The sequence below is a fragment of the Mycobacterium sp. PO1 genome (genome assembly GCF_017312405.1).
Classification (GTDB): domain Bacteria; phylum Actinomycetota; class Actinomycetes; order Mycobacteriales; family Mycobacteriaceae; genus Mycobacterium.
This window is the reverse complement of sequence record NZ_BLTG01000136.1, coordinates 1-12,644: the sequence shown is the minus strand read 5'-3', so window position 1 is coordinate 12,644 and position 12,644 is coordinate 1. Positions and strand designations below refer to the sequence as shown.

The 12,644-nt window shown below is 68.4% G+C and carries 11 protein-coding genes and 2 pseudogenes; 10 read left to right on the top strand and 3 right to left on the bottom strand.

The window, feature by feature from the left end; all coding sequences use genetic code 11:
- Nucleotides 1-385 precede the first annotated feature (385 nt).
- Nucleotides 386-616, bottom strand: coding sequence for a hypothetical protein (locus J3476_RS27490; RefSeq protein ID WP_207069423.1), 231 nt, complete (start codon nt 614-616; stop codon nt 386-388).
- Between the two features lie 145 nt (nt 617-761).
- Here J3476_RS27490 and J3476_RS27485 point away from each other — a divergent pair, with 145 nt between their 5' ends.
- The 9 genes and pseudogenes from J3476_RS27485 (at nt 762) to J3476_RS27445 (ending at nt 10,417) form a co-directional block, all read left to right on the top strand.
- A complete protein-coding gene (locus J3476_RS27485; RefSeq protein WP_207069422.1) occupies nt 762-1,457 on the top strand; it encodes a GntR family transcriptional regulator in 696 nt (231 codons plus the stop codon).
- A 57-nt stretch (nt 1,458-1,514) separates the two neighbouring features.
- Nucleotides 1,515-2,929 (top strand): annotated as a pseudogene (locus J3476_RS27480) (allophanate hydrolase).
- Nucleotides 2,926-3,633 carry a cysteine hydrolase family protein gene (locus J3476_RS27475; protein WP_207069421.1) on the top strand — a complete coding sequence of 236 codons (708 nt, stop codon included), beginning with the start codon at nt 2,926-2,928 and terminating at the stop codon, nt 3,631-3,633. The pseudogene J3476_RS27480 and the gene J3476_RS27475 overlap by 4 nt, the downstream one beginning before the upstream one ends.
- Nucleotides 3,630-5,225, top strand: a complete 1,596-nt coding sequence (locus J3476_RS27470; protein ID WP_207069420.1) for a regulator — start codon at nt 3,630-3,632, stop codon at nt 5,223-5,225. Before J3476_RS27475 ends, J3476_RS27470 begins: the two co-directional genes overlap by 4 nt.
- Nucleotides 5,226-5,317: 92 nt before the next feature.
- Nucleotides 5,318-5,923 (top strand): TetR/AcrR family transcriptional regulator, encoded by a 606-nt coding sequence (locus tag J3476_RS27465; RefSeq protein WP_207069419.1) that lies wholly within the window; start codon nt 5,318-5,320, stop codon nt 5,921-5,923.
- The gene (locus J3476_RS27460) at nt 5,916-6,995 is read left to right on the top strand and encodes a hypothetical protein (protein ID WP_207069418.1); all 1,080 of its coding nucleotides are present in this window, start codon (nt 5,916-5,918) and stop codon (nt 6,993-6,995) included. Before J3476_RS27465 ends, J3476_RS27460 begins: the two co-directional genes overlap by 8 nt.
- Nucleotides 6,925-8,604 carry a tetratricopeptide repeat protein gene (locus tag J3476_RS27455; protein WP_207069417.1) on the top strand — a complete coding sequence of 560 codons (1,680 nt, stop codon included), beginning with the start codon at nt 6,925-6,927 and terminating at the stop codon, nt 8,602-8,604. The genes J3476_RS27460 and J3476_RS27455 overlap by 71 nt, the downstream gene beginning before the upstream one ends.
- A gap of 32 nt (nt 8,605-8,636) precedes the next feature.
- On the top strand, nt 8,637-9,116 hold the full coding sequence (locus J3476_RS27450) for a nucleoside deaminase (RefSeq protein ID WP_207069416.1): 480 nt from the start codon (nt 8,637-8,639) through the stop codon (nt 9,114-9,116).
- Nucleotides 9,113-10,417 carry an alpha-amylase family glycosyl hydrolase gene (locus J3476_RS27445; protein WP_207069415.1) on the top strand — a complete coding sequence of 435 codons (1,305 nt, stop codon included), beginning with the start codon at nt 9,113-9,115 and terminating at the stop codon, nt 10,415-10,417. The genes J3476_RS27450 and J3476_RS27445 overlap by 4 nt, the downstream gene beginning before the upstream one ends.
- Before the next feature lie 7 nt (nt 10,418-10,424).
- On the opposite strand, the gene J3476_RS27440 is transcribed toward J3476_RS27445, so the two are convergent.
- Entirely contained in the window at nt 10,425-10,868 is a 444-nt protein-coding gene (locus J3476_RS27440) for a DUF1810 domain-containing protein (RefSeq protein ID WP_286183843.1), read from the bottom strand.
- Nucleotides 10,869-11,150: 282 nt separating this feature from the next.
- Between J3476_RS27440 and J3476_RS27435 the strand changes: the two genes are divergently transcribed.
- Nucleotides 11,151-12,170 (top strand): alpha/beta hydrolase family protein, encoded by a 1,020-nt coding sequence (locus J3476_RS27435; protein ID WP_207069413.1) that lies wholly within the window; start codon nt 11,151-11,153, stop codon nt 12,168-12,170.
- Between the two features lie 71 nt (nt 12,171-12,241).
- Here J3476_RS27435 and J3476_RS27430 read toward each other — a convergent pair.
- Nucleotides 12,242-12,644 (bottom strand): annotated as a pseudogene (locus J3476_RS27430) (AAA family ATPase); the annotation flags it as partial.

Here is a 12,644-nt window from a genome sequence, read left to right as displayed (position 1 = left end):
GGGTGCGGCAGCTGGCGAGGGCGCGGCGGGCGGCGGCGGAGGTGTCGGGGCGGCGTAGGGGCCGCCCTGACACACCGGGTCGATGGGCATGGCGGCGCACCGAGGGTCTGCCGGTCCGGTCGGCGGTCCCTGGTAGTACGGGCCGCCCTGGCACACCGGATCCAGCGGTGTCTGCGCGCACGCGGGATCGAGCGGACCCGTCGGGCCCTGTGTCGGGATAGGGGCGCCGATCACAGCGGGGACCGGTGCGTCCCATGCGGTTGCGGCCCATGCGGTTGCGGCCCCTGCGGTTCCGGCGGCGAGCACTCCCCCCGCGAGCGTTCCGGCCGTGACCGCCACTCGGATCGCGAGCGTACGGATTCTGATGGAAATCGCGCCGATTCCGTCAGAAACCGTACTGTCGGTGCTCGCCGAGCCACTGCGGAGCCGAGATCTGGGCGGCGCCGCGAGATCGGGGCGCAACCGCGGCATCAGGGCGACGGTGCGGAACCTCGGCATCGGTGCGACGGTGCAGCGCTGCGGCATCGGGGCGACGGTGCGGCGAGAACATGGTGTCGCGCTCATCTGTGGCTCCTCTGCGGGCGACGGATGTGACGACCGTAGCAAAGCGGGCCATTTCGCGTTGGTATTCGCAACCAACGCACCTACCGCCGACTCGTGGTCTCCTGGGGTGCGCGTGCCAGCGAGACAGCAAAACAATTATCTGGACCGTCAGCGTCGCGGGAGCCGCCGTGGGCGGCGTCGTTCCCTACCATTGGGCCATGGCTGCGCCGAGCGACGACCCTGCCCGGTTCGGCCTGCCCGCAACCTTGGTGGAGGTTGCGTCCCACCGCCTGCGCGAGGCGATCCTCAGCGGCGAGCTCTCCCCCGGCGAGAAGATCGTGGAAGAACAGTTGTGCGCGACCTTCGGCTTCAGCCGGGCGCCGGTGCGCGAGGCGCTACGCCTGCTCACCCAACAGGGGTTGGTCGAGCACCTGCCCCGGCGAGGCTCGCGAGTCGCCGAATGGTCGCCGACAGATGTCCTCCAGTTGTTCGAACTGCGCCATGTGCTGGAGCGCCATGCCGTGGAATCCGCACTCCCGCTGGAGGATTCGGCGACAGCGCTCGAGCCGGTGCGGGCAGCGCTGGAACGCATGGACGTCGCCCACGACGCGGTGGACCGCGACGATGCCCACCGCGCGTTCCATGCCGCCGTCGTCGGGCTGGCCCACAACCGTCAACTCGACATCACGCTGGAGCCGATCCTGCTCAAGCTGCAGCTCCCGATGGCGAAGAACCTCCGCGAGGAGGCCCGGCAACGCGATGCCGGTGACGGCATCGAGCGGCACAAGGCGATCCTCTCTGCGCTGGAGACCAATGACGCGGCCTTGGCGATCGCGGCATTACGTGACCACGGCCACCTGCACTACCTCGGGCTGGAGAAGGAACCGACACCGGGCACCCGAGCGCGGCGCTAACACGATCGACACACGCCCGACCCAGAATTGCCATCATTCTGTCGACAATCGACAGACATGGGTGACTCGAAACCTGGACCGACCGTCGGGCCCTCCGTGGCCGAGATCCTCACCTCCCACGCCTCGGGCACGGGGTCGCCGACGGCCACTGCGGCCCGGGTGGCCGATGCGATCGCCGCACGGGCGACGACGGCACGTGGCTGTCGACCGTTCCCCGCGAGCAGCTGATCGCCGCGGCCGAGGACATCGAGAACCGTCCGGGCGCGCGCACCCTGCCGCTCTACGGGGTGCCGTTCGGGGTCAAGGACAGCATCGACGTGGCCGGCGTACCGACCACGCTGTCCTGCCCCGACTACGCCTACGTCGCCACCGCCACCGCACCGGCGGTGCGCCGCCTGCTCGACGCGGGCGCCCTGTACGTCGGCAAGACCAACCTCGACCAGTTCGCAACCGGGCTCAACGGCACCCGAACGCCCTACACCGTGCCGCGCAGTGTCTACGGCCGCGACATGATCTCCGGCGGCTCCAGTTCGGGGTCGGCACTGGCTGTCGCTCTCGGCCAGGTGCCGTTCGCGGTCGCAACGGACACCGCCGGTTCCGGGCGGGTGCCTGCCGCGCTGAACGGCGTCGTGGGCTTCAAGCCGTCGCGAGGACTGATCAGCACCGTCGGGCTGGTGCCCGCCTGCAGGTCGCTGGATTGTCTGAGCGTCATGGCGGGTTCGGTCGACGACGTGGACCGGGTCCTCGATGTCATGATCGCCCGCGACGACGACGACCCCTGGGCTCGAGACCGCGGGCCGCGCTTCGGCGCAGGCACCGTCACCGTGGGGCTGCCGCCGGAGCACGAGCTGGAGTTCTTCGGTGACGAGCAGATGCGCCGCGCCCACCTCGCCGTCCGGACCCGGTTGGCTCGCACGAACACCGTCGTCGACGTCTCGCTTCAGCCCTTCCTCGCGGCCGGCGCGCTGCTCTACCAGGGGCCGTGGGTGGCCGAGCGGCTGGTCGAGTTCGGCGAATTCCTTGCCGCCCAGCCGGATTCGATCCACCCGGTGGTGCGCGACATCCTGCGCAGTGGACACCGCTACAGCGCCGTCGACGCGTTCAGCGCGCTGCAGAGACTTCAGGAGCTCAAGGCCGTGACCGCTCGGTTGTGGCAGCAGATGGATGTGCTGGTCCTGCCGACGATCGGCACGACCTTCACCGTCGACGAGGTGCTCGCCGCACCGATCGACTGCAACACGAAACTCGGCCACTACACGCATTTCGGCAATCTGCTCGACCTGCTCGGTGCCGCTGTCCCGGCCGGGGTCACCGCCGACGGGCGGCCGTGCAGTGCAATGGTGCTCGGGCCGGCGCTCAGCGATGACACCGTGCTGCATCTCGCCGCCCAACTCCTCGACGAACCACGCCGAACACCCTGGCAGTCGGGTGTGCCCGCCGACGCCGTCACCCTCACCGAGGAGCACGCATGAGCAGAACCGTCGACATACCTGCAGAGCCCGCGCCGTTCACGCTCGTCGCGGCCCGCACCGCGTTGATCGTCATCGACATGCAACGGGACTTCCTGCTGCCCGGAGGATTCGGCGAGAGCCTGGGCAACGACGTGGCACAACTCGCGCGGGTGATGACACCACTGGCTGCACTGATCGGAGCGGCCCGCGACGCCGGGGTGACGGTCATCCACACGCGGGAAGGGCACCGGCCCGACCTGTCGGATTGTCCACCGGCCAAACTGCGGCGCGGTGCCCCGTCGAAACGCATCGGTGACGAAGGCAAGTACGGACGCATCCTGATCCGGGGCGAATACGGACACGACATCGTCGACGAGCTCGCCCCGGTCGCCGGCGAAGTCGTCATCGACAAGCCCGGTAAGGGGGCGTTCTACGCCACTGAGCTGTCCGAGCTCCTCACCGCTGCCGGGATCACCCAGCTGCTCGTCACCGGCGTCACCACCGAGGTGTGCGTGCACACCACCACCAGGGAGGCCAACGACCGCGGATACGAATGTCTTGTCGTATCCGACTGTGTCGGTTCCTATTTCCCCGAATTCCAACGGGTCGGCCTGGACATGATCAAGGCCCAGGGCGGCATTTTCGGATGGGTGGCAGACAGTGCCGTCGTCATCCCCGCACTCACTCAACTCACCACGCCAGCAGACCGAGAAGAGGCCCGATGAGCACCGACGTCACCAACGCACCCGCCGAACCACCCGCTGCCCGGTCGCTGTCCCTGCCCTGGTGGACGCGCGGCGACACCAACGCGTTCTTCGGCCTGGGATTCAACATCCTGGTCAACGTGCTCACACTGACGGGGTTGATGGTGGCCGTGGTCGCCGTGCCGGCCACCGATGTGCTGGGCACGGTCCTCCCGGCGCTGGGGGTCGCCCTGATCCTCGGGAACCTCTACTACACGTTCCTGGCTCGGCGACTCGCGCGGCGGGAGAACCGGACCGACGTCACCGCCCTGCCGTACGGCCCCAGCGTGCCGCACATGTTCATCGTGGTGTTCGTCGTCATGCTGCCGGTCTATCTGGCCACCGACGATCCGATGCAGGCTTGGCAGGCGGGTCTGGCATGGGCGTTCCTGATCGGCGTCATCGTGATGATCGGCGCATTCGTCGGTCCCTACATCCGCAAGCTGACACCGCGGGCCGCGATGCTGGGCACCCTGGCCGGCATCTCCATCACGTTCATCTCGATGCGCCCCGCCGCACAGATGTGGGAGGTCGCCTGGATCGGTCTGCCGGTGCTGGCCATCATCCTGATCGGTTTCTTCACCGACGTGAAGCTGCCGGGCAGCATCCCCATCGGACTGGTCGCATTGCTGGTCGGCACCGCCATCGGCTGGGCGGGTGGCTACATGTCGGCGCCCGACGTCGGGCAGGCCGTCAGCGACATCGCCGTCGGGGTTCCGGACCTGCGGCTGGACATGCTGATCAGCGGCCTGTCAGATCTGGCGCCGCTGCTGGGCACCGCGATTCCGCTGGGTGTGTACAACTTCACCGAGGCGATGAGCAATGTCGAGAGCGCCGCGGCGGCCGGTGACAGCTACAACCTGCGCAGCGTGCTGCTCGCCGACGGAGCCGGTGCGGTGGTCGGCTCGGCTTTCGGCTCGCCCTTTCCTCCCGCCGTCTACATCGGCCACCCGGGGTGGAAGGACGCCGGAGGCCGCGCGGGGTACTCGCTGGCCAGCGGTGCCGTCATCGGGATCCTGTGCTTTCTGGGGCTTTTCGGCGTCCTGGCCGCGCTGCTGCCGGTGCCGGCCATCGTGCCGATCCTGCTCTACATCGGACTGCTGATCGGCGCCCAGGCCTTCCAGGCGGTCCCGCGGCTGCACGCGGTCGCCGTCGTCGCCGCGCTGCTGCCCAACCTGGCGGAATGGGGGCGCGGCATGATCGACAACGCGCTCAGTGCGGCAGGAACCACGGCGGCGGAAGTGACCAGCGAGGCGCTCAACGGCGCGGGTGTGGTCTACGACGGGCTCAAGACCCTGGGTGAGGGCGCGGTGCTGGTCGGCCTGATTCTCGGCACGATGGTCACCTTCATCCTGGACAAGAAGTTCCGCTACGCCGCGGCGGCGGCGCTGGTGGGAGCGGCGCTGTCGTTCATCGGTCTGATTCACGCCGCCGAGGTGTCGTGGGCGGCCAGTCCGCAGGTGGCGCTCGGCTATCTGCTGTTCGGCCTGGTCTGCCTGCTGTTCTCGGTCCTGCCCGGCGCCAAGACGCCGGTGACCCATCCCGACGAGGCGGACATCGTCGCCGGACACTGACGGCGACCGCGGTCACAGCTCAGTGCCCCGCCGGTGGAGATCACCCGGCAACTTCGTGGACAATTGTCTACGAAATCGCTTAGCGTGGGCGCGTGCCTCTCCGCAGCCACAGTGTCGACCCCCGCGCAGAACGTGTCCGTAACCGCCTGCGCGTAGCGGCGTTCGCGTTGGCGCAGGAGCGTCCCGTCGACCACATCACGGTCGGTGACCTGGTGAACCGCGCCGACGTGAGTCGGCAGGTCTTCTACCGGCACTTCCGTGACCGCGACGACGCGGTCGCGGCGGCGATCACGCACGCGTTCACCGAGGCCGTCGTCCGGGACCCCGGCTCCGATCCGCGGGCCCGGATCCTGCGCGTGTTCGACTTCGCCGCCGGACACCACGCGATGTACCGCAACGTGGTCCCCAGCACGGTGACCCGGCATGTGGTCAACACCTTTCGTGACGCGCTGTTGCCGGCCTGTGAACAGATCGCCGCCGCCGGCACCGCGAGGCTTTCGACGGCCGGGGCGGCGGTCGCCCCGCCGGCACCCGAGTCGGTCGCCCGATTTCTCGTCGGCGGCTTCATGGAGGTGCTGCGGTCCTGGATGGAGGACCCGGACGGCACCGATCTCACCGGCCGCGTCAACGCGGCGCTGGACACGGTCGACGCCCTGCTGGGCCAGTCGACATCACAGGAAGGACCGCACCATGGGTAGACACCACCGTCCCGAAGCATCCGGCCACTCCCCCACATTCCGCGACCGCTCCGCGCTGCGGACCACCGCGCTCGCCCTGGCGGGACTGACCCTGTTCGTCGTCGCGATGGTCGCCAGCTACGCGGGCGCCTTCGCCAACCCGATGCTGCACCACATGTCTGTCGCGGTATCGGCTCCGGAATCTCTGGTCGACGGCTTACGGGCGGAACCGGGTCTGCAGATCACGCAGGTCACCGACGCCGAAGCAGCGCGCCAACAGGTCTATCAGCGTCACGTCGACACCGCGTTCGCCGTCACGCCCGAGGGCGACCTGTCGATCTATGTGGCCGGCGGCGGCGGCCGCAGCGTCGCGGCCGCCGCAGAGAAGGTCGGGCGCACCACGGCCGGGCAGGCCGGACTATCCGCGGTCGTCGAGGACGTCGCCCCCACCTCGGCCGCCGATCCCTCCGGAACGGTCGAGTTCTACGCGGTCATCTTCATCTCCATCGGCGCCTCCCTCGGCGCAGCGCTGCTGGGGCGCTTGATGGGCAGCGTCCGCACGCCGGTCACCCTGGCGCTGCGCACGTTGTCGCTGGCGGGGTTCTCCGCCGTCCTGGCCGGCGTCGTCACGCTGTACGTGGGACCGGTCCTCGGTGCGCTCACCGGCCACCCGGGCCAGGTGTTCGGCGTGCTGTGGCTCTACGCCATGGCCGTCGGCGGCGCGGTCACCGGCGTGGCAGCCGCCTTCGGCGCGGCCGCGTCGATCGTGCTGGGGCTCTTCCTGGTCGTCGTCGGCAACGCGGCCGCCGCCGGCCCCGTCGGTCGTCCGCTGTTGTCCGGCTTCTACTCCACCTTCACCACAGTGGTGCCGCAGGGGTCGGGAGTCTCGTTGTTGCGCAGCGTGTCCTACTTCGGCGGCAACGGTGCCCAGGCGCCGTTGCTGACCCTGGCCGCCTGGGCCGGCGCCGGATGCCTGCTCGCAGTGGTGGCCACCGCGGCGCGGGTGAATTATCGTGCCCGATATGACCTCTGGTCTCAGCGCGGCGGGCAGCGGGGACTACTACGATCTCGGCTCCTACCATCGTCGAACTGATACGTCCGCGCCGGAGGCGCAGCGCTGGTTCGACCGCGGCATGGTGTGGTGCTACGCCTTCAACCACGACGAGGCCATCCGCTGCTTCGAGCGGGCCCTCGAGTTCGACGAGGACCTGGCGATCGCCCGGTGGGGTATCGCGTACGCCGTCGGGCCGAACTACAACAAGGGTTGGGACGCCTTCGATCCGGTCGACCGGGCCCAGTCGTTGAGCCGTGCCCGTGCTGAGCTCGCACGGGCCTCGCAAGGACGTGCCTCGGCCTGTGAGCAGGCCCTGATCGCCGCGCTGGAAAGGCGCTTCGCCGCCGACGACCCCGACGACGAGGACGCCCTTCTGGCCGGTCACCGGGCCTATGCCGACGCGATGGTGCAGGTGGCGCAGAGCAACCCCGACGACGTCGATGTAGCGGCACTGGCCGCCGATGCGCTCATGAACGTGACCGCCTGGGCGTTGTGGGACAGTCGCACCGGTGAACCGGCCCCCGGCTCGCGGGTCGTCGAGGCCAAGCAGATCCTCGACGCGGCACTCGCCACGGCGGCCGGGCGGGCACATCCGGGAATCCTGCACCTGTACCTGCACGCCATGGAGATGTCCACGACTCCGGAACTGGCGTTGCCCGCGGCCGATCTGTTGCGCGGTCTGGTGCCCGATGCCGGACATCTCGCCCATATGCCCAGTCACATCGACGTGCTGTGCGGCAATTACCGGGACTCGGTGGTGGCCAACCTGGCGGCGGTGCGGGCCGACCGCCGGTTCGTCGAACGATCCGGTCCGCTGAACTTCTATTCGTTGTATCGGGCCCACAACCTGCACTTCATCGTGTATTCGGCGATGTTCGAAGGGAACTCGTCGGTGGCGATGCAGGCCGCCGACGAACTCGCCGGTCAGCTGACCCCCGAGTTGCTCGCCATCGAGTCGCCGCCGATGGCCGACTGGCTCGAGGCGTTCGTCCCGCTGCGGATCCACGTCCTGGTCCGCTTCGGCCGCTGGGCGGACCTGATCGCCACCGATGCGCCCGCGGACACGCAGCTGTACTGCACCACGGCCGCCACCGTCCACTACGGCCGGGGCGTGGCGTACGCCGCTACCGGCCGACTCTCCGAGGCCGAACAGGAACGTGAGGCGTTCTCGGCGGCGTATGACCGGATCCCGGAGAGCCGCTACCTGTTCAACAACACCAGCCGGGACATCCTCGCTGTCGCCGCCGCCATGCTCGACGGGGAGATCGACTATCGCGCAGGGCGTTTCGATCAAGCCTTCGCGCACCTGCGACGCGCGGTCGAGTTGGACGACACCCTGCCCTACGACGAACCCTGGGGCTGGATGCAGCCCACCCGGCATGCCTACGGCGCGTTGCTGCTCGAGCAGGGCCATGTGGGAGAGGCAGCGGCGGTGTACGCCGCCGATCTGGGGCTGGATCCCACGCTCAGCCGGCCCTGCCAGCATCCAGGCAATGTGTGGAGCCTGCACGGTTACCACGAGTGCCTGACTCGCCTGGGCCGTGCCGACGAGGCCGTCATCATCGGCAGACAACTGCAGTTGGCGGCGGCCCGCGCTGACGTGCCGGTCAGGGCGTCGTGCGCCTGCCGACTCGACACCTGCGCCTGAACCACCGGGTCGCGGCTGCGTAGACTCCGGCTGTGCCGATCAGCGACGACGACCTAGGGCACCTGCGCCGGTGCGTGGAACTCGCCCGCGTCGCGTTCGACGACGGCGACGAACCGTTCGGCTCGCAGTTGGTGGGTGAAGACGGCGCGGTGTTGTTCGCCGATCGCAACCGGGTCAAGGACGGTGACCACACCCGCCATCCTGAGTTCGCCATCGCGCGCTGGGCGGTCCGCAACCTGGGACCGGATCAGCGGTCCCGCGCCACGGTCTACACCTCGGGAGAACACTGCCCGATGTGCTCGGCGGCGCACGCCTGGGTGGGATTGGGGCGCATCGTCTACGCCGCTTCGGCGGCGCAACTGACCGCCTGGCTGCAGGAGTGGGGCGCGCCCCCGCCGCCGGTCGCGGGGCTGCCCATCGCAACCGTCGCCCCCGGTACCCGGGCCGACGGGCCCGCCGACGAACTGACTGAGGAGATGAAGGCGTTGTACGCGAGAGCATTCGCCCGATGACCGAGCCGGACTGGGTGGCACACGCGATCTGGTGGCAGATCTACCCGCTGGGATTCGTGGGGGCCTACCCGGCCGACCCGCCGCCCGCGGCGGAGGAACACCGGTTGCGCAGAATCGTCGACTGGCTGGACTACACCGTCGAACTCGGTGCCTCCGGGTTGGCGCTGGGGCCGGTGTTCGCGTCGCACACCCACGGCTACGACACCACCGACCACCATCGCATCGACCCCAGACTGGGCACCGACGACGACTTCGACCACCTGGTGGCTGAATGTCGCGCCCGCGGGTTGCGGATACTTCTCGACGGAGTCTTCAACCACGTCGGCACCGAGTTCGACCGCTTTCGAGAGGCGCAGGAGGGCGGCGACCGGTCCTGGTTCCGGACGCGCGGCCGCGACTTCGTGACGTTCGAGGGACACGGCGGGCTGATCACGCTCGACCACTCCAACCCCGATGTCGTCGACTACACCGTCGAGGTGATGTGCCATTGGCTGTCACGGGGCGCCGACGGGTGGCGCCTCGATGCTGCCTATGCCGTTCCCGACCGGTTCTGGGCCCAGGTGCTGCCGCGGGTGCGCGAACGCTTCCCGCAGGCGTGGTTCGTCGGCGAGGTCATCCACGGCGACTATTCGGCGATCGTGCGTGACTGCGGTTTCGACTCGCTGACTCAATACGAGCTGTGGAAGGCGATCTGGAGCAGCCTCAACGACGCCAACTTCCACGAACTGGCCTGGTCGCTGACCCGGCACAACGACTTCATGGACACGTTCGTGCCGATGACGTTCATCGGCAATCATGACGTCACCCGGATCGCCAGCCAACTCGACAATCCCGAGCACGTCGAGCACGCGCTGACGATCCTGATGACCACCGGTGGCACCCCGAGCGTCTACGCCGGGGATGAATCCGCCTATCGGGGTGTCAAGGAGGAGCGTTTCGGCGGTGACGATGCCGTGCGGCCCGAATTCACCTCTCCCGGTGAGGGTGTCGGTGCGCACGGCCAGCAGGTGTATCGGACCCATCAGCACCTGATCGGTCTGCGCCGTCGGCACCCCTGGTTGCACGAGGCCCGCACGGAGTCGCTTCGGGTGACCAATGAGGGCTTGGTGTACGCCGCTCGCAGCGGCGAGCACATGCTCGTGGTGGCCCTCAACATCAACGACGCACCGATGCCGGTGTCGCTGCCGGAATTCGGCATCGAGAGCGGCGCCGTCATCGCTGGTTCGGGAGCGCCGCCCGCCGAACAGTTGACCGACGCCGTGGTTCCGCCGCACGGATGGCTGGTGATCGCTCCGCGCTGAGCGCGGACTACAGCATGTGCAGTGTCGCGGGGTCTTCCTGGCCTTCGTAGAACGCGTCGAGCACGTCGCCGAACACCGGGTCGTCCCCGGCGTGGGCGAACAGCGTCATCGACGAACGGACCTTGAGATCGTCTGGTTGACCGAGAATTTCGCGCGCCGACCGACCCTGCGCGGCGAGTAGCAGGTGGGCGCATTCGCGCAGCCGCGGACCGAGCACCTCGTGCCCGAGGTAGGCGGTCGCCTCGGCCAGGGAGCCGATCCCGAAGCGGTGTGCGGTGGGGCTGTGCCCCAGCCCGCGCAGCTGCGGGAAGACGAACCAGATCCAATGGCTGCGTTTGATGCCGGCGCGTAACTCGTCGAGCACCGTCGGGTACACGCCGTCCTGCGCGTCGACGAAGCGCTGCAAATCGAACGGATCGTCGGCGCTCTTCGGCCCTGTCTGTCGGTCCACCATCGCCTTGTCAGTCTGGCAGTTGGGTGCGCAGGACGAAACCCCGCATCGGGGCGGACACTCCCCCGGGTCGGGCTTGCGGTCACTGTATTCGCACTGGTCAACGTCGGTGACCGGGCACGCGAGTCCGCGGCGAGTCGTAATCGTTAGCCAACCGCGATGTCGAATCGCTGTGTCGCGCAGGCTTTCGGCTCCCCGAAGCCGGTTTCATTACGCGTGCAAAGCGACGGCAAGTTTGCGAGACATGGTGGACATGTACAGAAAGGTGGGTTGGTTGCCGTTATGAAGTGGAAAGTGAAGTGGCGAGACGCCACAGACGCAGCATCGTGGCGGTCTGCGCTGCGCCGGATGGCCGTCGTGGCCGCGGCCGCGGTCGCGCTGCCCGGCCTGATCGGCGTCGCCGGGGGTTCGGCGACTGCGGGCGCCTTCTCTCGGCCCGGCCTGCCGGTTGAGTATCTCGACGTGTTCTCCCAGGCCATGAACCGCAACATCCGGGTGCAATTCCAGGGCGGGGGCCCGCACGCGGTGTATCTGCTCGACGGTCTGCGCGCTCAGGACGACTTCAACGGCTGGGACATCAACACCCCGGCGTTCGAGTGGTTCTACCAGTCCGGTCTGTCGACGATCATGCCGGTGGGCGGGCAGTCCAGCTTCTACACCGACTGGTACCAGCCGTCTCGGGGTAACGGCCAGGACTACACCTACAAGTGGGAGACCTTCCTGACCCAGGAGCTACCCGCGTGGCTGGAGGCCAATCGTGGTGTCTCCCAGACCGGTAACGCCGTTGTCGGTCTGTCGATGGCCGGCAGCGCATCTCTGACCTATGCGATCTACCATCCGCAACGGTTCATCTACGCGTCGTCGCTGTCCGGGTTCCTCAACCCCTCCGAGGGCTGGTGGCCCATGCTGATCGGCCTGGCGATGAACGACGCCGGTGGCTTCAACGCCGAGAGCATGTGGGGCCCGTCCTCGGACCCGGCATGGAAGCGCAACGATCCGATGGTCAACATCAACCAGCTGGTGGCCAACAACACCCGCATCTGGATCTACTGCGGCACCGGCACTCCGTCGGAGCTGGACTCGGGTACCCCGGGGAACAACCTGATGGCGGCGCAGTTCCTCGAAGGGTTCACGCTGCGCACCAACATCAGTTTCCGGGACAACTACATCGCGGCGGGCGGCACCAACGGTGTGTTCAACTTCCCGTCCACCGGTACCCACAGCTGGAACTACTGGGGTCAGCAGCTGCAGCAGATGAAGCCGGACATCCAACGGGTGCTGGGGGCTCAGGCCACCGCATAACGACCACCCACCCAGGGAGCCTGCCGTTACCCCCGAACGGCAGGCTTCCTGCCGTTCGGGGGTGGTTCTGCTCACAGCCGGGTGCGCATGGCGATGTCTTCGTTGAATTCGTCGAGCATCGCGTCGGTCAACGTCGGCCGGGTGTCGGCGATGGCGGCGAGGAAGTCGTCGGTACGGGGCGGCTCGCCGCGCCGGAACTCGATTTCGCGTTCGAACGCGCATTGCGCACCTTTGCGGGCGGCGAACTCGATGTCGGCCGGGGTGAACATCGCGGTCGCCTCGACGAGCTTGTCGACCTCCACGCCTTCGGCCAGCGCACCCAGATAGCGGTTCCAGATCGCTTTGCGCGCCGCGTCGTCGGGCGGTCCGACCGGGATGACGTAGTCGAACCGTCCGGGGCGCAGGAAGGCCGAGTCCAACGAGCGCACGGAGTTCGTGGCGCAGATCAGCAGGCGCTCGTCGTGCTGGCGGAAC

Bases quoted from the DNA above. Each gene is read 5' to 3' on its own strand.
- J3476_RS27490 (WP_207069423.1), bottom strand. From the start codon at position 616: ATGGCCCGCTTTGCTACGGTCGTCACATCCGTCGCCCGCAGAGGAGCC.
- J3476_RS27485 (WP_207069422.1), top strand. From the start codon at position 762: ATGGCTGCGCCGAGCGACGACCCTGCCCGGTTCGGCCTGCCCGCAACC.
- J3476_RS27475 (WP_207069421.1), top strand. From the start codon at position 2,926: ATGAGCAGAACCGTCGACATACCTGCAGAGCCCGCGCCGTTCACGCTC.
- J3476_RS27470 (WP_207069420.1), top strand. From the start codon at position 3,630: ATGAGCACCGACGTCACCAACGCACCCGCCGAACCACCCGCTGCCCGG.
- J3476_RS27460 (WP_207069418.1), top strand. From the start codon at position 5,916: ATGGGTAGACACCACCGTCCCGAAGCATCCGGCCACTCCCCCACATTC.
- J3476_RS27455 (WP_207069417.1), top strand. From the start codon at position 6,925: ATGACCTCTGGTCTCAGCGCGGCGGGCAGCGGGGACTACTACGATCTC.
- J3476_RS27445 (WP_207069415.1), top strand. From the start codon at position 9,113: ATGACCGAGCCGGACTGGGTGGCACACGCGATCTGGTGGCAGATCTAC.
- J3476_RS27435 (WP_207069413.1), top strand. From the start codon at position 11,151: ATGAAGTGGAAAGTGAAGTGGCGAGACGCCACAGACGCAGCATCGTGG.